Annotated in this window: 23 protein-coding genes; 16 read left to right on the top strand and 7 right to left on the bottom strand. The window is 36.7% G+C overall.

What is annotated here, in order from left to right; all coding sequences use genetic code 11:
• Positions 1–21: 21 nt before the first annotated feature.
• On the top strand, positions 22–888 hold the full coding sequence (locus B3C16_RS01445; protein ID WP_121311979.1) for a DMT family transporter: 867 nt from the start codon (positions 22–24) through the stop codon (positions 886–888).
• Between the two features lie 163 nt (positions 889–1,051).
• On the opposite strand, the gene B3C16_RS01440 is transcribed toward B3C16_RS01445, so the two are convergent.
• On the bottom strand, positions 1,052–3,106 hold the full coding sequence (locus B3C16_RS01440; RefSeq protein WP_291127940.1) for an insulinase family protein: 2,055 nt from the start codon (positions 3,104–3,106) through the stop codon (positions 1,052–1,054).
• 13 nt (positions 3,107–3,119) lie between these two features.
• Complete coding sequence (locus B3C16_RS01435) at positions 3,120–4,445, bottom strand: M16 family metallopeptidase (protein WP_121311978.1); 1,326 nt, start codon at positions 4,443–4,445, stop codon at positions 3,120–3,122.
• A 225-nt stretch (positions 4,446–4,670) separates the two neighbouring features.
• On the opposite strand from B3C16_RS01435, the gene rplU reads away from it, so the two are divergent.
• Positions 4,671–5,111 carry a 50S ribosomal protein L21 gene (gene rplU, locus B3C16_RS01430; protein ID WP_291127935.1) on the top strand — a complete coding sequence of 147 codons (441 nt, stop codon included), beginning with the start codon at positions 4,671–4,673 and terminating at the stop codon, positions 5,109–5,111.
• A gap of 19 nt (positions 5,112–5,130) precedes the next feature.
• Positions 5,131–5,391 carry a 50S ribosomal protein L27 gene (rpmA, locus tag B3C16_RS01425; protein WP_291127932.1) on the top strand — a complete coding sequence of 87 codons (261 nt, stop codon included), beginning with the start codon at positions 5,131–5,133 and terminating at the stop codon, positions 5,389–5,391.
• Between the two features lie 517 nt (positions 5,392–5,908).
• Here rpmA and ahcY read toward each other — a convergent pair.
• Complete coding sequence (ahcY, locus tag B3C16_RS01420) at positions 5,909–7,225, bottom strand: adenosylhomocysteinase (RefSeq protein WP_291127928.1); 1,317 nt, start codon at positions 7,223–7,225, stop codon at positions 5,909–5,911.
• A gap of 139 nt (positions 7,226–7,364) precedes the next feature.
• On the opposite strand from ahcY, the gene B3C16_RS01415 reads away from it, so the two are divergent.
• The 7 genes from B3C16_RS01415 to B3C16_RS01385 all read left to right on the top strand — a co-directional run bounded on the left by B3C16_RS01415 (position 7,365) and on the right by B3C16_RS01385 (position 14,185).
• The gene (locus B3C16_RS01415) at positions 7,365–8,000 is read left to right on the top strand and encodes a 4'-phosphopantetheinyl transferase family protein (protein WP_291127926.1); all 636 of its coding nucleotides are present in this window, start codon (positions 7,365–7,367) and stop codon (positions 7,998–8,000) included.
• Complete coding sequence (locus B3C16_RS01410; RefSeq protein ID WP_291127923.1) at positions 7,997–8,494, top strand: hypothetical protein; 498 nt, start codon at positions 7,997–7,999, stop codon at positions 8,492–8,494. Before B3C16_RS01415 ends, B3C16_RS01410 begins: the two co-directional genes overlap by 4 nt.
• A gap of 23 nt (positions 8,495–8,517) precedes the next feature.
• Positions 8,518–9,225, top strand: a complete 708-nt coding sequence (locus tag B3C16_RS01405) for a geranylgeranylglyceryl/heptaprenylglyceryl phosphate synthase (protein WP_291127920.1) — start codon at positions 8,518–8,520, stop codon at positions 9,223–9,225.
• Positions 9,225–9,842 carry a nicotinamide riboside transporter PnuC gene (gene pnuC / locus B3C16_RS01400; RefSeq protein ID WP_291127917.1) on the top strand — a complete coding sequence of 206 codons (618 nt, stop codon included), beginning with the start codon at positions 9,225–9,227 and terminating at the stop codon, positions 9,840–9,842. The genes B3C16_RS01405 and pnuC overlap by 1 nt, the downstream gene beginning before the upstream one ends.
• Entirely contained in the window at positions 9,809–11,410 is a 1,602-nt protein-coding gene (locus B3C16_RS01395) for a DUF4301 family protein (protein WP_121311970.1), read from the top strand. Before pnuC ends, B3C16_RS01395 begins: the two co-directional genes overlap by 34 nt.
• Complete coding sequence (gene arfB / locus B3C16_RS01390) at positions 11,400–11,801, top strand: alternative ribosome rescue aminoacyl-tRNA hydrolase ArfB (RefSeq protein ID WP_121311969.1); 402 nt, start codon at positions 11,400–11,402, stop codon at positions 11,799–11,801. Before B3C16_RS01395 ends, arfB begins: the two co-directional genes overlap by 11 nt.
• Positions 11,802–12,019: 218 nt before the next feature.
• The gene (locus tag B3C16_RS01385; protein ID WP_291127910.1) at positions 12,020–14,185 is read left to right on the top strand and encodes a TonB-dependent receptor; all 2,166 of its coding nucleotides are present in this window, start codon (positions 12,020–12,022) and stop codon (positions 14,183–14,185) included.
• A 33-nt stretch (positions 14,186–14,218) separates the two neighbouring features.
• Here B3C16_RS01385 and B3C16_RS01380 read toward each other — a convergent pair whose 3' ends face one another.
• Positions 14,219–14,644, bottom strand: coding sequence for a hypothetical protein (locus tag B3C16_RS01380; RefSeq protein ID WP_121311967.1), 426 nt, complete (start codon positions 14,642–14,644; stop codon positions 14,219–14,221).
• 161 nt (positions 14,645–14,805) lie between these two features.
• Here B3C16_RS01380 and greA point away from each other — a divergent pair, with 161 nt between their 5' ends.
• From greA to B3C16_RS01365, 3 genes are all read left to right on the top strand, one after another.
• Positions 14,806–15,282, top strand: coding sequence for a transcription elongation factor GreA (gene greA / locus B3C16_RS01375; RefSeq protein ID WP_121311966.1), 477 nt, complete (start codon positions 14,806–14,808; stop codon positions 15,280–15,282).
• A 56-nt stretch (positions 15,283–15,338) separates the two neighbouring features.
• A complete protein-coding gene (locus tag B3C16_RS01370) occupies positions 15,339–15,728 on the top strand; it encodes an HIT family protein (RefSeq protein WP_121311965.1) in 390 nt (129 codons plus the stop codon).
• A gap of 76 nt (positions 15,729–15,804) precedes the next feature.
• Positions 15,805–16,956 carry a transglutaminase domain-containing protein gene (locus B3C16_RS01365; protein ID WP_121311964.1) on the top strand — a complete coding sequence of 384 codons (1,152 nt, stop codon included), beginning with the start codon at positions 15,805–15,807 and terminating at the stop codon, positions 16,954–16,956.
• Here the strand turns inward: B3C16_RS01365 and B3C16_RS01360 are convergent.
• Complete coding sequence (locus tag B3C16_RS01360; RefSeq protein ID WP_121311963.1) at positions 16,953–18,113, bottom strand: sensor histidine kinase; 1,161 nt, start codon at positions 18,111–18,113, stop codon at positions 16,953–16,955. The genes B3C16_RS01365 and B3C16_RS01360 overlap by 4 nt on opposite strands.
• 186 nt (positions 18,114–18,299) lie before the next feature.
• Between B3C16_RS01360 and B3C16_RS01355 the strand changes: the two genes are divergently transcribed.
• The 3 genes from B3C16_RS01355 to aat all read left to right on the top strand — a co-directional run bounded on the left by B3C16_RS01355 (position 18,300) and on the right by aat (position 20,294).
• Entirely contained in the window at positions 18,300–19,175 is an 876-nt protein-coding gene (locus B3C16_RS01355) for a flavin reductase family protein (protein ID WP_291127901.1), read from the top strand.
• Positions 19,176–19,177: 2 nt separating this feature from the next.
• Positions 19,178–19,555 carry a DUF3127 domain-containing protein gene (locus tag B3C16_RS01350; protein WP_121314941.1) on the top strand — a complete coding sequence of 126 codons (378 nt, stop codon included), beginning with the start codon at positions 19,178–19,180 and terminating at the stop codon, positions 19,553–19,555.
• 97 nt (positions 19,556–19,652) lie between these two features.
• On the top strand, positions 19,653–20,294 hold the full coding sequence (gene aat, locus B3C16_RS01345; protein WP_291127897.1) for a leucyl/phenylalanyl-tRNA--protein transferase: 642 nt from the start codon (positions 19,653–19,655) through the stop codon (positions 20,292–20,294).
• Between the two features lie 14 nt (positions 20,295–20,308).
• Here the strand turns inward: aat and B3C16_RS01340 are convergent, their stop codons facing one another.
• The gene (locus B3C16_RS01340; protein ID WP_291127894.1) at positions 20,309–20,872 is read right to left on the bottom strand and encodes a DNA-3-methyladenine glycosylase I; all 564 of its coding nucleotides are present in this window, start codon (positions 20,870–20,872) and stop codon (positions 20,309–20,311) included.
• A complete protein-coding gene (locus tag B3C16_RS01335; protein ID WP_291127892.1) occupies positions 20,862–21,512 on the bottom strand; it encodes a queuosine precursor transporter in 651 nt (216 codons plus the stop codon). Before B3C16_RS01335 ends, B3C16_RS01340 begins: the two co-directional genes overlap by 11 nt.

The raw sequence follows: 21,512 nt of genomic DNA, 5'->3' as shown, positions 1-21,512 counted from the left end.
TTTGAAGTCTGAAAATTGTATATGAAGTCTCAACAATTCAAATGGTTTATTTTAATTGTACTTGCCTTGATTTGGGGAAGTTCATTTATTCTTATTAAAAAAGGTTTGGTGAGTTTGAATCCGTTTCAGTTGGGTTCGCTTCGAATCATCTTTTGCGCTTTGTTTCTCTTGATTGTTGGCTTTAAAAATATAATGACCATTCCGTTACACAAATGGAAGTTTATTGCGCTGACGTCGCTTTTTGGAACCTTTATTCCGGCTTATCTTTTTGCGATTGCCCAAACTGAAATTAATAGTTCGGTGAGTTCGATACTCAATTCTTTAACGCCTTTGAATACGCTAATTCTTGGCGCGATAGTTTTTGGATTGGATTTCAAGCGAACGCAAATCTTTGGCGTAGTCGTTGGGCTTGTCGGAACAATGTTATTGATTTTTAATGGTGCTATTCACAATCCTAATCAGAATTATTGGTATACGATATTGGTACTGATTGCTTCAATTTGTTACGCGATGAATGTGAATTTCATCAAAAAATATTTATCCGATTTAAAACCACTGACCATAACGGTTGGAAACTTTTTAGTGATGTTGTTTCCGGCTTTAATCATTTTATCCTTTACCGATTTCTTTTCGGTAGTTGAGGTAGAAGAAGTGCAACATGCGATGATGTATGTCGCTATTTTGGGTGTCATTGGAACCGGAATAGCCAATGTGCTTTTTTATAAATTGATTCAGATTTCGTCTCCTGTTTTTGCGACTTCGGTAACTTATTTAATTCCGGTAGTGGCTTTCTTTTGGGGATTGTTAGATAACGAAATGTTGACGCCGGTTCAGTTTATTGGTGCTTTTATTATTTTGATAGGCGTTTACTTGTCAAGTAAAAAATAAAACTCAGAAAGGTTAACCACATAGAGATATAGAATTTGAAACTTTTATTAAGTCGTTTCACTCTTTTTAGAGTAAATGGTATTTTTTTTCTATGTTTCTATGTGGTTTACAAAAAAAAGACCACTATCACTAGCGGTCTTTTTATTATCTATTGAAATTTCAATTATTGAAAATCGGCATCAGTAACACCTTCGTTGATTTTAACTTCAGACATTTTGATGTCTAATTCGAAACCAACATTCATCACTTGGTTGAAAGGGACTTTAACACCTTTTACATCTCTGTAATCACCGTAAGTAGTAAGTTGAGTTACTTTTTGTCCGCCTTGATCAACCGTTGAAGCTTCAGCAACTTTTAAACCTGATTTTACATCAAAGTAATAAGTAGAGTCACCATCAACTACAGTATAAACATCGCTTCCGTTTAGGGATTCAATACCTGTAACCGTTACACCGGCTTTAGTGGCCAATAAAGTTTCGCTGAATAACACAGCGCTTTCTTTCATTTCGGCTAATTCTTTGCCTTCCATAACTTTTTTCTGCCCTTGTTGAGAAGCATAAGCAGTATTACCATTAACCACTTGTTTCATCAATGAACCCATTCCGGCCATTGATAATTCTTCTGCTAATCTTCCTTTTGAGTCAATCTTAGAAGTGTAAGTAATTGGCATCGGCGCTTGAGGTATTTTAGCAGAACCTAAATAAGCGATAGATTTCACTGACTTAACAGCTTTATCACCACCAATAGCAGCAACATAAGCGTCAACAACGGTTTTTACCGTTACACCTGCAGGAACCGCTTTTTTCATTACCGGTTTCTCTGTTGGGTTACCAAATTTATCAAAGTAGAAAATTGGAATTTTTCTGCTTTCTAAACCTGAAAGTACTTCAGATGCTTTTCCAACCACTAATATTCTTAAGTTATCTGCTAAGAAATATTTGTTAGCTACTCTCATGATGTCATCCGGAGTAACTGTATTGATGTTTTTGATATAATTTTCATAAAAATCAGCCGGTAAACCTTCGGTTTCAATGTTCAAAGCATAACGTGCTACGGTAGCCGGTTTTTCAACTTGCATTACGAAACGACCAACATATCCAGCTTTAACACTATTTAAAACGTCTGCACTTACTTTTTCAGTTCTGATTTTTTTCAATTCGTTTAAAGCTTCTACCACAGCGCTATCCGTAACTGCGTTTCTCACTTGAGTATTAGCTTTGAATACGCTGTACATGTTTTTGTCGAAACCTACGCTAGAACGGGCGCCGTATGTCCAACCATGTGCTTCTCTTAAATTCATGTTCAAGTAACTGTTGAAATCTCCACCAAATACTTGGTTGGCTAAAATCACAGGAAAATAATCTGCATCAGACATTTTTAAATTAACCGTATTTAAAATCGTGATTTCAGATTGTACTGCGTTTGGCATATCCACAAAGTTAATTTGTGAGTATTGAACGTTTGTTGGGTTTGAATAAGTCAAATTAGGAGCCGTAGCTTTTACCCATGAACCAAATAATTTCTCAACGTTTTTCTTAACGTCTTTGGTTTTAACATCACCCACTACAACAAGATAAGCGTTCTGTGGAACAAAATAGGTTCTGTAGTTGTTTTTTACATCAGCTAAAGAAACATTTTTAATGGTTTCTTCAGATAAATATTCTCCGGCCGGGTGGCTTTTGCCATAAGCTAAAACACCTTCTACTCTTCCGGCAACAGCGGTAACACTTTTTTCTTGGGTTTTTAAGCCTTCGATTAATTTGTCTCTTTCTTTGTCAAATTCCTCTTGCGTGAAGTTTGGCATCAAAGCGCCTTCAGCCATTAATTCTAAAATTCTTTTAGAGTGCTTTGACAAACCACTAGCGCTGGCACCGGAGGCGAAGAAATTAATATTGGCTCCAAGAAAATCAATTTCTTCGTTGAAAACATCTTTAGAAGTTTTAGTTGATCCGTTACCAATTAAGCTACTGGTTAAATCAGCAACCCCTTTTTTGTCGCCTTCAGCATATGGCGTATTGTCGATGGTTAAACTAAAAGCAACTCTTGGTAACTTGTGGTTTTCAACGACCAAAACTTTCAAGCCGTTCGGCAAAGTAAAAGTCGTTGGTTTTTTGATATTCAAAACCGGTGCCGGACCTGGTTTTGGTTGGTTTCTGTCTTGTGCTTGCATAATAAGGGTTAAGAACAAGCTTGATAATACTATAATTGTTTTTTTCATGATACTTTGAGTCTTAGTTTTGAGCTTTGTCTTTCGCTGGAACATAATCCAAAATCAAACGTTGATTAGGATTTAAATATTTTTTGGCTGCCTCTCTGATTTCTTCACGAGTAATAGAACGCAAAATGTCAATATCAGTATTGATCAAATTAACATCACCATATAACAAATAGTAAGTGGCTAAATTTTCGGCAACACCTTCGATGCTGGCATTATTATCAACGTAATTGCTTTCGTTGATATTTTGTAGTTTTTGGAAATCTTTTTCAGAAATCAATTCGGTTTGTAATTTTACGATTTCTTCATCAATTTCTCTGATTAAGTCAGCCGAAGTGTTTTCGCCTTGTGGCATTCCGTAAAGAATGTATTGTCCATAATCTTCCTGAGCGTAATTAAAAGCGGCAACTACCAAAGCCATTTTCTTATCGTCAACAATTTTTTTGTACAATTTTGAGCTTTTTCCATTGCTTAAATAAGTAGAAATCATGTCTAACACTCTAGCATCACGCGTTTTCATAGACGGAATTCTGTAAGCAGCAACCATCATTGCTTTTTGGATGTTTGGATCTTCGTAAGTCGCTTTGATGGTTTCCGTAATCGGTGCTTCTGTGAAAGTTTGTTTTTTGACTTCAACACCTCTTGGAATTGGGCCAAAATATTTTTCAATCCATGCTTTAGTTTGCGCAATGTCAATTTGACCTGCCACTACTAAAACCGCATTGTTTGGCGTGTAGAATTTTTTGTTAAATGCTTGAAATTCTTCCAAAGTCGCAGCATCTAAATGGTCCATAGAACCAATTGGTGCCCAACGGTATGGGTGATTTTTAAACATGTTTTTCTTCACCTCGGCAATTAAATTTCCGTAAGGTTGGTTGTCAACACGTAGTCTTTTTTCTTCTTTTACTACTTCGTTTTGCGTATCAACACCAATTTGGTTGATTACCGGATGCATTAATCTTTCAGATTCCATCCATAATCCTAATTCGGTATTGTTAGAAGGAAAAACTTCGAAGTAATACGTTCTGTCTTCAGAAGTGTTGGCGTTGTTTGTTCCTCCGTTAGAAGTTACAATTTTAAACCATTCACCTCTTTTGATATTCTCCGTTCCTTCGAATAATAAATGTTCAAAAAAGTGAGCAAATCCAGTTCTTTCCGGATTTTCATCTTTAGAACCTACATGGTACATTACAGACGTAATCACTACCGGAGCCGATGGATCGTTGTGTAAAATTACGTGAAGACCATTAGGTAAATCGTACTCTTCAAAAGCTACCTTTTGAGCATGCGCTGTTCCTCCAAGCATAAGCAATGAACTTAAAGCAATTAATGATTTTTTCATAAAAAATTGAAATTTTTTCGTTGATTGTTCAGTTAGTTAACTAACTTTTAGTTTTGTTACACAAAAATACTTTTTTTTATCCAAAAACTCTAGTATTAATCAAAATTCCAATTCCTTTATCTGATAAGCTCAATGCTATAGGTTAACTTTTTTTAGGATAGTGTTGTGTGTAAAAGAAATAGTAGTATATTTGCACACTTAAAAAATTAATTAAACATCATTGTTATGTACGCAATCGTAGAGATAGCAGGGCAACAATTTAAAGTTAGCAAAGACTTAAAAGTTTATGTTCACCGTTTGGCTAATGAAGAAGGTTCAAAAGTTTCTTTTGACAAAGTTCTTTTATTAGACGATAATGGAAACATTACTTTAGGCGCCCCAGCTATAGAAGGTGCTTCAGTAGAAGCCAAAGTGTTACAACACTTAAAAGGAGACAAAGTAATCGTTTTCAAAAAGAAAAGAAGAAAAGGATTCAAGAAAAGAAACGGTCACAGACAGTATCTTACTCAAATTGTAATTGAAGGTATCAGCGCAACCGGCGGTAATAAAGCGGCTAAAGCTGAGAAAGCTACAGAACCAAAAGCTGAAAAAGCAGCAGCAGAGCCAAAAGCGCCAAAAGCGAAAAAAGCAACTACTGAAGCACCAGCAACAGAAGAAAACAACTAATATTTAAAACTTATACGTCATGGCTCACAAGAAAGGTGTCGGTAGTTCTAAGAATGGTAGAGAATCAGAATCGAAACGTTTAGGTGTTAAGATTTATGGTGGTCAAGCAGCCATTGCTGGAAATATCATCGTTAGACAAAGAGGTTCTAAACACAATCCGGGAGAAAACGTTTACATGGGTAAAGATCATACCTTACATGCAAAAGTTGCCGGAGTAGTGAAATTCCAAAAGAAAACAGACAACAAATCTTTTGTTTCTGTGATCCCTTTTGAGGTGTAAAACAAGCTAAGCTTGTATACCTGAAGCCCACCGGGCTTCCTCCTCTTAATATCAAATCTTTCGAAGCATAAGAACAAACTCTTATCAAAATACAAAACCCGTTCAGCAATGAGCGGGTTTTTTGTTTAGCTTCGCTCAGTTCGCCTTTGGCTCGGGTTAGGAGCGAATGGTTAGGGCTTTCTTGGGTTCCCTATTCCCGCTTTCCGTTATACTCCGCCTGCCGGCAGGCAGGTGCCACTACAATCGGGGCTAACTAGGAATTGTCTTTTGTGTCTGGTATATCGTCCCTAACGGGACTTTCTTTTACCTGAATTATTTTTCTACCCATATTTCATCCCTAACGGGATTGTAAAAACCGGATGTCCACTGGACATTTATTCCGCTGCCGCTACATACAGTTCGACCTACGGTCTCGAGTCTCCTCTTAATATCAAATGTAACGGGATTGAAACAAAAAACCCTCACTTTTCAGCAAGGGTTTATATCTAATATTTAAAATCTGAAATTTAATATCAGATTAGTATCTGTAATATTCAGGTTTGTATGGTCCTTCAACAGCAACGCCAATATAAGCCGCTTGCTCATTATTTAAAGTTTCCAATTCAACGCCTAATTTAGCCAAGTGTAAGGCTGCTACTTTTTCATCTAAATGTTTTGGTAACATATACACTTCGTTGTTGTAAGCTTCACTGTTAGTCCACAACTCGATTTGTGCCAAAGTTTGGTTGGTGAATGAATTACTCATTACAAAACTTGGGTGGCCTGTTGCACAACCTAAGTTTACCAAACGACCTTCAGCCAAGATAAGAATATCATTCCCGTTGATGGTATATTTGTCTACTTGTGGTTTGATTTCAACTTTAGACGCACCGTGATTTTTGTTTAACCAAGCCATGTCAATTTCGTTGTCAAAGTGACCAATGTTACAAACGATAGTTTTGTCTTTCATTTGCTCGAAGTGGCTTCCCATAACGATATCTTTATTTCCTGTTGTAGTGATAATGATATCGGCAGTTTTGATAACCGTGTTTAATTTTTTCACTTCAAAACCATCCATAGCTGCTTGTAAAGCACAGATTGGATCGATTTCTGTAACCGTAACGATAGAACCGGCACCTCTGAAAGAAGCTGCAGTTCCTTTACCTACGTCACCGTATCCACAAACGATTACTCTTTTTCCGGCCAACATGATATCAGTAGCACGACGAACCGCATCCACTGCAGATTCTTTACAACCGTATTTGTTGTCAAATTTAGATTTAGTAACCGAGTCATTTACGTTGATAGCCGGCATGAATAACGTTCCGTTTTTCATTCTTTCGTACAAACGGTGAACTCCGGTAGTAGTTTCTTCTGATAAACCTTTGATACCTGGAATTAATTCCGGGTAACGGTCGAATACCATATTGGTTAAATCTCCACCATCATCCAAAATCATGTTCAAGGGTTGTCTGTCTTCCCCAAAGAATAAAGTTTGCTCAATACACCAGTCAAAAGACTCTTCATCCAAACCTTTCCAAGCATAAACCTGAATTCCCGCAGCAGCAATAGCCGCAGCAGCTTGATCTTGAGTAGAGAAAATGTTACAAGATGACCAAGTAACTTCTGCGCCCAAAGCAATTAAAGTCTCAATTAAAACAGCTGTTTGAATAGTCATGTGAAGACATCCTGCGATACGAGCTCCTTTTAAAGGTTGGCTTGCACCATACTCAGCGCGAAGCGCCATTAATCCCGGCATTTCAGCTTCCGCCAATTCGATTTCTTTTCTTCCCCAAGCCGCAAGGTTAATATCCTTAACTTTGTAAGCTACAAAAGGCAAAGTTTGTGTACTCATCTATAAAATATTTATATTAGCTAAAATTTTTTGCAAAGCTACATAATAGGAAAGAATTAAAAAAAGGTTTTTTACTTTTTTGTGAATTGTTTAGCTACTTAATTTTCTGAAAAACAAACAGATAATTTAAAAATTACCCATGCCGCTACTAAAAATCAAAGCTTTAAACGAAACCACGCAATTATACGTTTGGAAAATCACCGAAACTTTCGATGAACTTTTTCGTTCTGTAGCGTTAAAAGATGTTTCTTTAGCCAGAGTTGAAGGCATGAAAGCCGAAAGCCACCAAAAAGGTTTTCTCAGCGTAAGAAGATTACTGATGGAAGCCGGCTACAACGATTTTGATTTGTATTATGATGAATTTGGCAAACCGCATTTAAAAGACGGTAAACACATTTCTATCTCGCATTCTAATGAATTTTCAGTTATTGTTTTGAGTGAGGTCAATATTGGTGCAGATTTAGAAATTCTAAAAGACAAAACCCTAAAACTCGCACCGCGATTTATGGATGTTTCCCATTTGGTTGACCTTTCAAAAGAAGATTTGCTGAGAAAAGCCACTGTAGTTTGGGGCATCAAAGAATCCGTATTTAAAATTAAAAATGAAATCGGAATCAGTTTTAAAGACCATATTTTTGAAAACAGTTTCAACTTAGTTGATAAAAACTGCACCGTCGAATTGAGGTTCAATAACCAAGTAGAACACTTTGATATTCTTTTTGATTTTATCGAGAACTATGCCTTTGTGTGCGCTTTTGAAAAATCTAAAAAATGAAAAGAAGTCCAATTGTAATAGTCTTTTTAGCGATATTAATTTCGTGCAACAAGTCAGAAAAAGTGGTTGATCATGATAACATGACAACTAATGTTCAATCAGACGAAACAATCTTAAAACCAAAAAAGCAGATGGATTTAGAATCTTTCGAGGATTTTCCTGAAGAAATAGATGGTCCGGGCTGTATCTTTTCCTTAACTGAAAAGGATTATAAAAAAGGCGGTAAGTACATTTATTCGGATAATTTGGACAGCATTTGTTATATAAAAATTAAAGGCGATTTTGTTAGGCTTCGGTTAGTTGCAATTGACACAACATGGTTTCCAATCATGCACTATGCGAAAAAATTCAGGAATGAAGACTATCAATTGTCGGTGGATGTAAAAAAAATAGCCGAAGACGATGAAGTTTCACTACTTAAAGGCACTATGCTAATACAGTACAAAGACGAACCTCAGGAAAAAAAGGAATTATATGGATTCTGTGGCTGTTAATCCTAAATTAATAATTAAATTCGATGGTATTCAACCAAATTTTATCTTTCCGAAAAAAGGCACAGAAACTTTTAGCCATTTTAATCGACCCCGATAAAGTGACGGTTGAAGACATTTCGGTTTTGACAGAAAAAATAAATCAATCACCGGCAACCCATATTTTCATTGGCGGCAGTTCTTTCGACGGCAATCATCTGTGTGAATTAGTAGCATTGCTGAAGCAAAAAACAACTTTGCCAATACTAATATTCCCGGGAAATCCAACCCAAATTTCCGCTGAAGCTGACGGCATTTTGTTTTTACAATTGCTTTCCGGTAGAAATTCTGATTATTTAATTGAACACCAAATTAATGCCGTTCCTATTTTGGAAAAAACCAATTTGGAAATCATCTCAACCGGCTATATTTTAATTGAAAGCGGGAGCGAAACGGCAGTGCAAAGAGTCAGTAAAACCAAACCTTTAGACAGAAACAATTATGATTACGCAGCCCAAACCGCCAAAGCCGGAGAGTTAATAGGAAACAAATTAATCTACCTTGAAGCCGGAAGTGGTGCGCAAAAATCGGTTCCATTAAAAATGATTTCAATGGTGGCTAAGAGAATTTCTGTGCCGTTGATTGTTGGTGGCGGTATTCGTTCCAAAAAAGGAATTGAAGACGCATTTAACGCCGGCGCTGATATGGTCGTTATCGGGACGGCTTTTGAAAATGATATAAACTTTTTTGACTAATGCTCGAATTTCTATTTTCCCAATATAAAAACTATCCAACCTATGAAATTGTGTTGGAGTTGGTGGCTATTTTTTTCGGATTAGTGAGCGTTTGGTTTGCCAAAAAAGACAATATTTGGGTTTTCCCAACAGGAATAATCAATACAGCGATTTATGTTTATTTGCTCTTTAAATGGTCTTTGTTGGGCGATATGATGATTAATTTTTACTACGTCGTCATGAGTGTTTACGGTTGGTATCACTGGACCAGAAAGAAAGACGATGTAGTCGAGTTTCCTATTTCGAGAATGAATACTGCCGAAAAGAAATGGTCAGTGGTCATATTTACATTAACTATTGCTTTTGTGGTCGTTGTTTACACATTTTTTGATAAATTTACCCACTGGACTACGTACGTCGACACTTTTGTAACCGGAATTTTCTTTGTTGGAATGTGGTTGATGGCTAAACGGAAAATAGAGAATTGGATTTTGTGGATTATTGGCGATATCATTTCTATCCCAATGTATTTTGCCAAAGGCTATTCTTTTACCAGTATTCAGTATTTAATATTTACAATTATTGCCATTTATGGCTATTTAGAATGGAAGAGAATTTTACAAGAAAAGAAAGCTTAGCCAAAAAATACAAACTAACAGAAACCGACTTTGAGCAAATCAAAGCACACGGTATTGCTTTGGATAAAATTGAAGGTGAACTTTTGTTGTTTCAATCCGGAATTCCAAAGATATATTTGGAAAGACCGGCTACGATTGCCGACGGAATTGTAAAATTGACCAGCGAAGAATTTCAAAAACAAGCTGATTTTTTTGACCAAAAGAAATCAAATCTTAAACTTAAAAAGTTTGTTCCGGCATCAGGCGCGGCAAGTAGAATGTTTAAATTCTTGAACGAGTTTTTAATCGATTTTGACCATGAAAACGAAACCATCAACGCTTACATCAACCGAAAGAAAGACAAAAATCTCCCGATTTTCTTGGCCGGAATTGAGAAGTTTCCTTTTTATGGAGAAATAAAATCTAAATTAAAAGAACTTCACCCTAATTACTATTCACTCGAAAGTCACGAAAAAAGTTATCACTTTATCAAATTGATGTTGGCACATGACTATTTTGATTTTGCCAACAAACCCAAAGCGGTTCTCGATTTTCATAAATATGCCAACCATATTGCTACACCGGTTGAAGAACATTTAAATGAATGTGCTTTTTATGCTACATCAAATTCGGTTTCCCATCTGCATTTTACCGTTTCTGAAAACCACGAAGCTTTGTTTCAAAAGATTATCAACGATGTAAAAACTAAAGTAGAAGCAAAATCGAATACCAATTTAAACGTTAGTTACTCTTATCAGGATAAAAGTACCGATACGATTGCCGTAACTAAGAATAACCAACCGTTTCGCAATGAAGAGGGAATGTTGGTCTTCCGTCCCGGCGGACATGGCGCGCTGATTAATAATTTGAATAATTTAGAAGCCGATGTTATTTTTATCAAAAATATAGACAATGTGATTCAAAATCACATTGAAGAAATTACGCTTTACAAAAAAGGACTAGCGGGGGTTTTATTAGAATTACAAGAACAAATATTTCAAATCCTTGAGACGGTTGACAGTAAAGATTTGAAAGAAGAAAATATACCGCCAATCATCGATTTTATGAAGCAAAAGTTGAATATTGATGTGTTTGAAGATTTCTACAAATATACTTTAGAGAATAAAATCGACTTTATCAAAAACAAATTAAACCGACCGATTCGCATTTGCGGTATGGTTAAAAACGAAGGCGAACCTGGAGGCGGACCATTTTGGGTAAGAAGTTTCAAAGGCAATGTTTCGTTGCAAATTGTGGAAAGTTCTCAAGTAGATAACCATAATTCCGAACAAATTGAAATTTTAGCCAAAGCCACCCATTTTAATCCGGTGGATTTGGTTTGTGCCACTAAAAATTATCAAGGACAGAAGTTCGATTTAACCCAATTTGTCGACCCAAGCACCGGTTTTATCGTACACAAAAACAACAAAGGCAAAGATTTAAAAGGCTACGAATTACCAGGCCTTTGGAATGGCGCCATGGCCAAATGGATTACCGTTTTTGTCGAAGTGCCTTTGGTTACTTTCAATCCGGTAAAAACAGTGAATGACTTGCTCAAACCTGCTCACCAACCCCAATATGAAAACTGATTTAATGCTCACCGAACTTCAATTTAAAGCGGTGAGAAGTTCGGGTTCCGGCGGTCAAAATGTCAATAAAGTTTCTTCGAAAGTAGTATTGACTTTTGATTTAAAAAATTCTAAAGCACTTGAAGAAGAAGAAAAAGAATTGCTTTCAACCAAATTGGCAACCAGATTAACTTCGGAGCAAATATTAATTTTAAACTGCGACGAAGACCGAAGCCAACTTAAAAACAAAACCATAATCACCAAACGCTTTTTAGAATTAATCAGCAAAGCTTTGATTGTTCCCAAAAAACGAAAAGCCACCAAAACGCCTCGTTCGGTCATTGAAAAAAGAATCAAAGCCAAACGCAATCTCTCGGAAATCAAACAAAATAGGCGTAAACCACATTTTTAATTTTTTGGAATTTGATTTTTTTGAATTTATAGCGCTATCTTTGCTGCGTCTCAAAGGGGTGCTCTAAATAACGAGCTGAGATTATACCCAACGAACCTAGAACAGGTAATGCTGTTTAGGGATTAGACAAGATAAAAGTGCACGTTTGTCCTGTCAAGAGTATCAATTTAATTTTTTAACCAAGAATAATTACCCCTTTTATTCGTAACATTTTACGAATGAAAACTTTATTCAAAACAAGCAAGAAAACATTTCTGCTTTCTGCTTTCTGCTTTCTGCCCTCTGCCTTCTTTGCGCAGCAAAAACAACAAGACACTACTAAAGTCAACCAACTCGACGAAGTGACGGTTTCCGCTGTCAGGGCCAAAGGCAAAAACCCAATCACCTTTACCAATCTTTCCAAGAAAGAAATTGCGCCGCGAAATTTAGGACAAGACATTCCCATTTTACTCAATTATTTACCGTCAGTCGTTACTACAACTGATGCCGGAAATGGTGTTGGCTATACCTACATGAGAGTTCGTGGTGCCGATGGTTCCAGAATCAATGTGACTTTAAACGGCATTCCGTTTAATGACAGCGAAAGCCAAGGTACTTTCTTTGTCAATTTACCCGATTTTGCTTCTTCGTTAGAAAGTATTCAGTTACAACGAGGCGTCGGAACGTCAACGAATGGTGCCGGAGCGTTTGGCGCGAGTTTGAACATGCAAACCAAATCCTATCAGGAAAAATCCTATGCCGAAATCGCCAATTCCGTAGGAAGTTTCGGAACACGCAAACACACTTTAGCTTTTGGAACCGGCTTGCACAACAACTTTGAAATGAATGCCCGTTTTTCCAATATTGCCTCAGATGGTTTTATTGACAGGGCTTCGTCTAATCTTTTCGGGTATTTTTTTAATGCCAACTATGTGACCAAAACGACTTTGATTAAAGCTTTGGCTTTCGGCGGAAAAGAGAAAACCTATCAAGCTTGGTACGGAATAGAAGATCCTGAACAATTGGAAAACGACCGAACTTTCAATCCGGCAGGAATGTATTTTGACGAAAACGGCAACATGCAATTCTACGATGACGAAACGGATAATTATACCCAAAATCATTTCCAATTGCATTGGTCTGAAAAGTGGTCTGAAAAATGGATTTCGAACACGGCGTTGCATTACACCATAGGGAAAGGCTATTTTGAACAATACAGAGAAGATGAAGCGTTGGCCGATTATAATTTGCCCGATTTTCAAGGAAACTCGATTTCCGATTTAGTGCGAAAAAGATGGTTGGACAATGATTTTTTTGGCGCTACTTTTTCTTTGAACTACAAAACCCCTAAAACCGATGTTTTACTTGGCGGAGCGGCAAATCGATATTTGGGCGACCATTTTGGAGAAGTAGTTTGGACACAATATTATGTACCCAATGCCAACCGTTATTATAACAATATTGGCAATAAAGACGACGTGAATTTTTATGCCAAAGTTTCTCAGCAAGTTGGGAAACTCAATGTCTTTGCTGATTTACAATACCGAATGGTTTTTTACGAAGCCACCAGTTTTCGATTTAGTGATGTAAATGATACGTTCCGATTTTTTAATCCTAAAGTAGGTTTGAATTATGATCTGAATAATAAGAACTCATTGTATGGTTATTTCGGTGTGGCCAATAAAGAACCAAGGCGCGATGATTATGAAAGCGGAAGTGTGAAACCGGAGCGTTTATTTGATTATGAATTGGGTTGGAAATACAATTCGAAAAAAGTGAAAATTTCCGCCAATGCTTTTTACATGAACTACCTCAATCAATTGGTTTTGACAGGTGCTTTAAACGATGTAGGTTCTCCAATTTTCACGAACAGCGGTAAAAGTTATCGCATAGGTTTAGAAATAGAATCAGTGATTGTCATTACGGACAAATTGATTTTGAATCCAAATATTACTTTAAGCCAAAATAAAAACCGTGATTTCTACTTTCAAAGAGATGGTGTTTTGCAAAATTTAGGCAGTACCGATATTGCTTTTTCACCTAATGTGGTTTTCGGAAACAGAATCACATTTTTACCTATAAAAGATTTTCAGATTTCTTTGCTGTCTAAATTGGTTGGCGAACAATACATGGGCAATATCGATTCAGACAATTCAAAGCTAGACGCTTATTTTGTCAATGATTTGAATACTTCTTATGAGTGGAAAATCAACAAAGGATTGAAGTCGATTGTGTTTTCAGCTTTGGTCAATAATTTGTTCGATTTGGAATATGAATCCAATGGTTATTTTTATACTTATGATGATGATTGGAGCAATCCCGGAAGCGTCACAACCCTTGAAGGTGCCGGATTTTATCCGCAAGCCGGAATTAATTTCTTAGCCGGAATGACATTAAAATTTTAAAACAAAAAGCCAGACTAAATTGTCTGGCTTTTTTTAATTGGTTACAATCAATGTATTTCCGTTGATGTCAACGCGATATTGTTTCATTGGATAAGGTTGACCCGGACTTTGACCGGAGAATAAATTATAAACGGTATCATCACAGTCACAAGTTGCTTCAATACCACTAATGGTCATTGGCGAAGTACAAGTGTCAAAAGGTTGGTTTGGACAGGCCAAATCAAAAGCTACGAAACCGCTTCCGGTATTAAAGACTACTATCCCACGAGCACCTGAAGTTGCACCATAATCAACAATATGATTGCTTGGAAACTGTAGATTAGAATAACCCGGCAAATTCATATTGATTTGCAGATAGACAGTATAATTCGGGATATTAGGATTGCGGTTATTGATACTGCCGCCATCACAACCGAAGGCAAAAGGCAATATTAATAATAGAACGATTATCTTTTTCATGTAAATTTATTTGATTACTATAGCGAAACAAATTTAAATTAATTAACTTTGACATGCGTTACTAAACGCTAACAAATTTGAAATAAGTTTTAAAATAATATCTTTGCAAAAAGAAATCCCGTTGCGATGGGATTTTTTCTATTTATATAAATGATGAAATTATGAGTACAGTATCGTATTACACGGCAGATGGATTGAAGAAATTAAAGGACGAATTAGAACAATTAAAGAGTATAGAACGACCAAAAGCTTCTCAAGCCATTGCGGAAGCCAGAGATAAAGGCGATTTGTCTGAGAACGCAGAATATGACGCCGCCAAAGAAGCACAAGGTATGTTGGAGATGAGAATTGCCAAATTGGAAGAAGTATATTCTAACGCCAGATTGATAGATGAATCACAATTAGACGTTTCAAAAGCGTTGGTTTTATCGAATGTGAAAATCAAAAACCAAGCGAATGGTATGGAAATGAAATACACTTTGGTAGCCGAAAGTGAAGCCGATTTAAAAACCGGAAAAATTTCGGTGAGTTCGCCAATCGGGAAAGGGTTATTGGGCAAAAAAGTAGGCGAGATTGCCGAAATCAGTGTGCCAAACGGCAAATTGAATTTTGAAATTTTAGAAATCTCAAGAGACTAATTGATTAGTATTCAGTGTTCAGTTTCTAGTGTTCAGTTATTTTTTAAAACGAAAGAATGAGTTCCATATTCACCAAAATAATCAACGGCGAAATTCCTGCATATAAAATTGCTGAAGACGATAACTATTTGGCTTTTCTGGATGTTAATCCAAATGCAAAAGGACATACGCTTTGTATTCCCAAGCAAGAAATCAATAAGATTTTCGACATGGAAGAAGAGTTATATTTAGGTTTGATGCAATTCTCCCGAAAAATAGCCAAGGCTGTTGAAAAAACAGTTCCCTGTAAGCGTATTGGCGTTGCAGTTGTTGGATTAGAAGTGCCACATGTTCACGTGCATTTGATTCCGCTTCACGATATGGATGACATGCGTTTCCAGCGAAAAGTGTCTTTGACTAAAGAAGAATTTGAAGATTTAGCCAAAGCCATTCAAAGCCATTTGTAATTAAATTTTACTTAAAAAAAAACAGATAACCCTGCGAATTTTAAAATTTTGGCAGGGTTTTTTATGATAAAAAATCATGAAAAACAGTTTTATCCTTTTACTACTCTTTTTAGTCCAATTTTCCATTGGACAAACTACCAATGAGTATTTGACTTTTGATCAAAAGATGGCCCAAGTTCCGGATAGTTTAACCACAACTACTAATGGAATAGTACGTTATATCAATTCAAATTTTAAAACCGAAACCGAAAAAATCAGAGCGGTGTTTTATTGGACAACAACCAATATTAGCTATGATGTGCCGAATATGTTTGAGCCAAACCAACTGGATTCGCCACAGGAAAAAATCGATAAAACATTAAAATCAAGAAAAGGTGTTTGCATTCACTATGCAGAAATTTTCAAGGACATCGCTAATAAATTAGGTCTCAAAACCTATATTATTTCCGGTTATACTAGGCAAGCCGGACAAGTAGCGCCAATTTCTCATGCTTGGTGTGCTTCAAAAATTGATGGAAAATGGTTTTTGTTTGACCCAACTTGGGGCGCGGGTTATGTTGACAAACAAAAATTCGTTAAAAAACGCAATGACAATTACTTCAAAGTAGAGCCCCAAAAAATGATTCACTCACACATGCCTTTTGACTATTTGTGGCAGTTTTTGAGTTCTCCTTGGACCAATCAAGAGTTTTATGAGGGTAAAGAAACGGTCAATAAAACGAAAACCAACTTTGATTACCAAACTGAAATTGATAAATACGAAAAATTATCCGAAGGAGAACAAGCTTTTCAAGCCGCGGCAAGAGTAGAGAAAAATGGTTTTAAAAACCCTTTGATTTCTCAATACCATACTTATTTAAAAAACCAATTTACAGCCTTAACCCAGAACAAAAACATTGAAAAGTTGAATGAAGTTGTGGCCAATTACAATGAAGCCATCAGTTATCTTAATGATTTTATGTTTTACAGACAGCGGAATTTTAAACCAACGATTTCTGATGATGAAATGAGAAATATGATGAAAACGATTAAAGACAAATTCAAAAAATGCAATGATGATGTCTATAAAGTGGGTTCTGTTGGAAGTCAAAACAGTGCTATGCTTTCCGGTTTAAAAAAGAACATTAGTCAAACCCTATTGGAAGTTGACAAACAGGAAGCTTATTTGAATGAGTATTTGAACAAGAACAAAATTGGCAGAAAATTGATGTTGTCAAAGCAACGTTAATTTGGTTTTTGCCATTTTTTGAACGAAACTTGCATCGTTGTGCCTTTGTCAATCTCAGAGTGAAGTACTTTTATTTTTCCTTTATGGTATTCTTCTACAATTCTTTTGGTTAAAGATAAACCCAAACCCCAACCACGTCTTTTAGTAGTAAAACCGGGTTCAAAGACACGTTTGAATTGATTTTTCGGAATGCCTTTTCCGGTATCACTAACCATAATTTTTACGAAAGCATTGTCGCTTTCAATCACAACCGATAATTTTCCTCTGCCTTTCATTGCATCGATGGCATTTTTAACCAAGTTTTCGACAGTCCAACTGTGTAAAGCCGGATTGATGGATACCATTATGGGTTTTTTAGGTGCTTTAAAAGAGAACTCAACTTGTTTGGAAAATCTCGACTGCAAATATTCAAAGGATTGTTCGGTTTCTTCTATAATATTTCGTTTTTCAAGAATTGGTTCTGAACCGATTTTTGAAAAACGATCCGTAATGGTTTGCAGCCTTGTGATGTCTTTTTCAATTTCAGAGATTGTTGTAGCATCAACATTATCGGCTTTCATGATTTCGAGCCAACCAATTAAGGAAGACAAAGGTGTTCCGATTTGGTGTGCAGTTTCTTTCGCCATACCCGCCCAAAGTTTGTTTTGAGTGGCCATTTTGGTACTTCTGTAAAAATTGTAGACCAAGCCGCCAAAAAGGAAAATAATCAACAGCAAAGCCACCGGATAGTATTTTAATTTATTGAGCAACGAAGAGTTGCCATAATATAGTTTCCAATATTTTCCGGGATTGTATTCAATGATGATCGGGTCATTCTGCTTTTTCAAGGTTTCCAGATAAGCCTTCAATTTTGTTTCATCGGCAGCAATACTTTCATCGATATTAACGTGATTGATAATTTTATTATTTTCAGTTTGGATAAGCGGTATTGTTTTGTTATTGCTCATGATCAACCCGGGTAATTCAACATCACCGGTTTCCGGGTCGGCATTGATAAATGTCTTTTGAGCATTGGCCCAAAGTTCCATCTTCAAGCGCTCTTCGTTTTTGAAGATTTGAAAAAAGGTATAAGTATTCCAGAGAATCAAAGTCACGATGACAAACGAAGCCATGATGATGATCCAACGGGTGGTGTTTCTTTTCTCGGAAAACTGCATTGACAAATTTTTTATAAATATAGACAAAAGCACCAAAAGGGCAAGACGAATTGTATTTAGCCCTGATAGTAGCGGTATCGTCTTTTGGGACGATAAAGCGAATAGCAGGAAAATGGACTCCAAGAATGCCCAAACCTTTCGCTCCTAAAATCAATAAAAATTGTATTTTTGGGGAAAACAAAAAATATGCTCAGTTTTGAACCTCATACGCTGTCACCTGCGCAATTGCAAGGATATTTGCAAAGTGCGGTAGCGCCACGCCCAATTGCTTTTGCGAGTACAGTCGATAAAAACGGCAAACCTAATTTGTCGCCTTTCAGTTTTTTTAATGTGTTTAGTTCCAATCCGCCAATTTTGGTTTTTTCGCCGGCGCGACGCGTGAGAAACAATACAACCAAGCATACTTTAGAAAACTGCGAAGCCACGAAACAAGTTGTGATTAACGTGGTAAATTATGACATTGTCCAACAGGCATCTTTGTCGAGTACGGAATATGCCGATGGCGTGAACGAATTCCTTAAATCGGGTTTGACGATGTTGCCTTCAGATATGGTAAAGCCGTTTCGCGTGGCTGAAAGTCCGGTGCAAATGGAATGCAAAGTCAACGAAATTATTGCTTTGGGCAATCAAGGCGGCGCAGGCAATTTAATTATTTGCGAAGTGGTCAAAATTCACATCAATGAAAACGTTTTGGATGAGAAAGGCGCAATTGACCAAAGCAAAATTGATTTGGTTTCGCGTTTAGGCGGTAACTGGTATTCACGTTCAAATCAAGGGTTGTTTGAAGTCGAAAAACCTTTGGTAACACTGGGGATAGGAGTGGATTCGATTCCGGATTTCATCAAAAAGAGTCTGATTTTTGACGGTAATGATTTGGGTAAATTAGGAAATGTAGAAGCCTTGCCAACGCAAGAAGAAATTACTATATTTGTACAACAAAATTTTGCGGTGAAAGGTGTTTTGAGTTCGGATGACGAGCAAAAAATACACCAAAAAGCAAAAGAATATTTGAATAATAATGAAGTGCTTTCGGCTTGGAAAGTACTTTTAGCAAAACAATAATTATGGAAGTTACCGGAAAAATTAAAGTGATTAATCCTGAGCAACAAGTGAGTGCCAGTTTTAGAAAAAGAGAATTAGTTGTGGCTACAGAAGAGCAATATCCACAATTTATCAGCATTAATTTTGTGCAAGATAAATGCGATTTATTGAACAACTATAATGTAGGGGAAGCGGTAAAAGTTTCTATCAACTTAAGAGGAAGAGAATGGGTTAATCCACAAGGAGAAACCAAATATTTCAACGATATTCAAGGTTGGAGAGTTGAAAAACTCCAAGCTGAAGCACCAGCAGCTGCCGGAATGGCGCCAATGCCTCCAGCGGAAGCTTTTGCACCGGCTACTAACTTCAACGAAGAAGAGCACGACGATTTACCTTTTTAATACATTCGTCTTAAAGCCAAAAGTCTTAAAGTCAAACGTCATTTTTATTACAATTTTGACATTCGACTTTAAGACTTTTTACATTTGACACTTTCTTATGCATTTTCTAACCAAAGATTTATACTTTCCACCAGTCGATGAAGCTTCCTATGAAGGCGTTCTGGCTGTTGGTGGTGATTTGTCGACTGAGCGATTGTTGTTGGCGTATCGCAATGGGATATTTCCTTGGTTTAATCCGGACGAACCCATTCTTTGGTGGTCACCGCCGGAGCGAATGGTTGTTGTGCCACAATTGTATAAGGTTTCGAAAAGCATACGTAATTTGCTGAACCAAAAAAAGTTTGAAATCACTTTCAACCAAAACTTTGAAGCAGTCATTCGGAATTGCCAACAAATTGTACGCAAAGACCAAGACGGCACTTGGATTACGGAAGACATTATCGAATCCTATACTAAATTACACGAAATGGGTTTTGCGCAATCGGTGGAAGTGTGGCAAAATGGCGCACTCGTTGGCGGTTTATACGGCGTTGATTTAGGACATGTTTTCTGTGGCGAAAGTATGTTTTCCAAAGTGCCGAATGCGAGTAAGATTGCCTTTGTAACTTTGGTGCAACACTTAAAAGATAATAATTATAAACTCTTAGATTGTCAATTGCACAACGACCATTTGGAGAAATTGGGTGCGTTTGAGATTTCGAGAGAGACTTTTATCAAGGTTCTGAAATCTGCCGTCTGAAATCTGCGTTTTGATTACTGTTTCCTTTTCCAACAAGCTGCAACATGATCATTTACCATACCTGTGGCTTGCATGTGCGCGTAAACAACGGTTGAACCTACAAACTTAAATCCTCGTTTCTTTAAATCCTTGCTGATTTCATCGGAAAGTGGCGTTGTTGATTTGATGTCGCTCATTTTTTTGACATTGTTTTCAATCGGTTTTCCGCCGGTGAAATTCCAAATGTATTTCGAAAAACTGTCAAATTCTTCCTGAACTTTCATAAACGCAATCGCATTGGCAATCGTCCCTTTTATTTTTAAGCCGTTGCGAATAATGCCGGCGTCTTGCATTAATTCAAGTACTTTGTCTTCGTTGTATTGTGCTATTTTTTTGTAATCGAATTGGTCAAAAGCGTTGCGAAAGTTGTGTCTTTTTTTCAAAATGGTATACCAACTCAAGCCTGCCTGAAAAGTTTCCAAGACTAAAAACTCGAATAATTTATCGTCTTCATAAACCGGATTTCCCCATTCGTTATCGTGGTAATCTCGATATAAATCGTCTTTTTCGCACCAAGCGCAGCGGATTTTATTTTCCATCTTTGGCAATGTATTTTTCAATTACGGAATGTCCTAAATAAATAAACGGTGTCATCCCAACGGCAATAATTAATTTAACGGTATAGCCTGTTAATCCTGAAATGATATAGGTTTTGGTGTCTATAATTCCGGGTAGCCAAAACGCAATTCCCAAGACAATAAAGCTGTCAAAAAACTGTGAAATTACGGTTGAACCTGTACTTCTGAGCCAAATCATTTTGTTGCCCGTTCGTCTTTTGACAAAATGAAAAACAGTAACATCAATTAGTTGAGAAGCTAAGAATGCAATAATGCTTCCGACGATAATCAATTGGCTTTGCCCAAAAACGGCATTGAATTGTTCGCTGGAAACCGAGCTGATTCCAGTAGCCGGAATTTTCATAGCAAAAAATAAAACGAAAAAAGTATAAGCAATCAATCCGGCGGTAATGAAGGAAAGTCTTCTTACGCCTTTTTCTCCAAAATATTCATTGATTAAATCGGTAGTGACAAATACAATTGGCCACGGTAGAATACCAATGCTCATTACGGCAGAACCAACATCAATCAATTTTCCGCCAATAAGTTCGGCGACGATGGCATTGGTTATAAAAATGCCTGCAAGCACAATATATACCGTGTCTTTTCTAGATTGAAACAT

This window comes from Flavobacterium sp. UBA7682 (genome assembly GCF_002482945.1).
GTDB lineage: Bacteria > Bacteroidota > Bacteroidia > Flavobacteriales > Flavobacteriaceae > Flavobacterium.
Note: the sequence above shows the minus strand (reverse complement) of the source record. Positions and strands in the feature narration are given on the sequence as shown.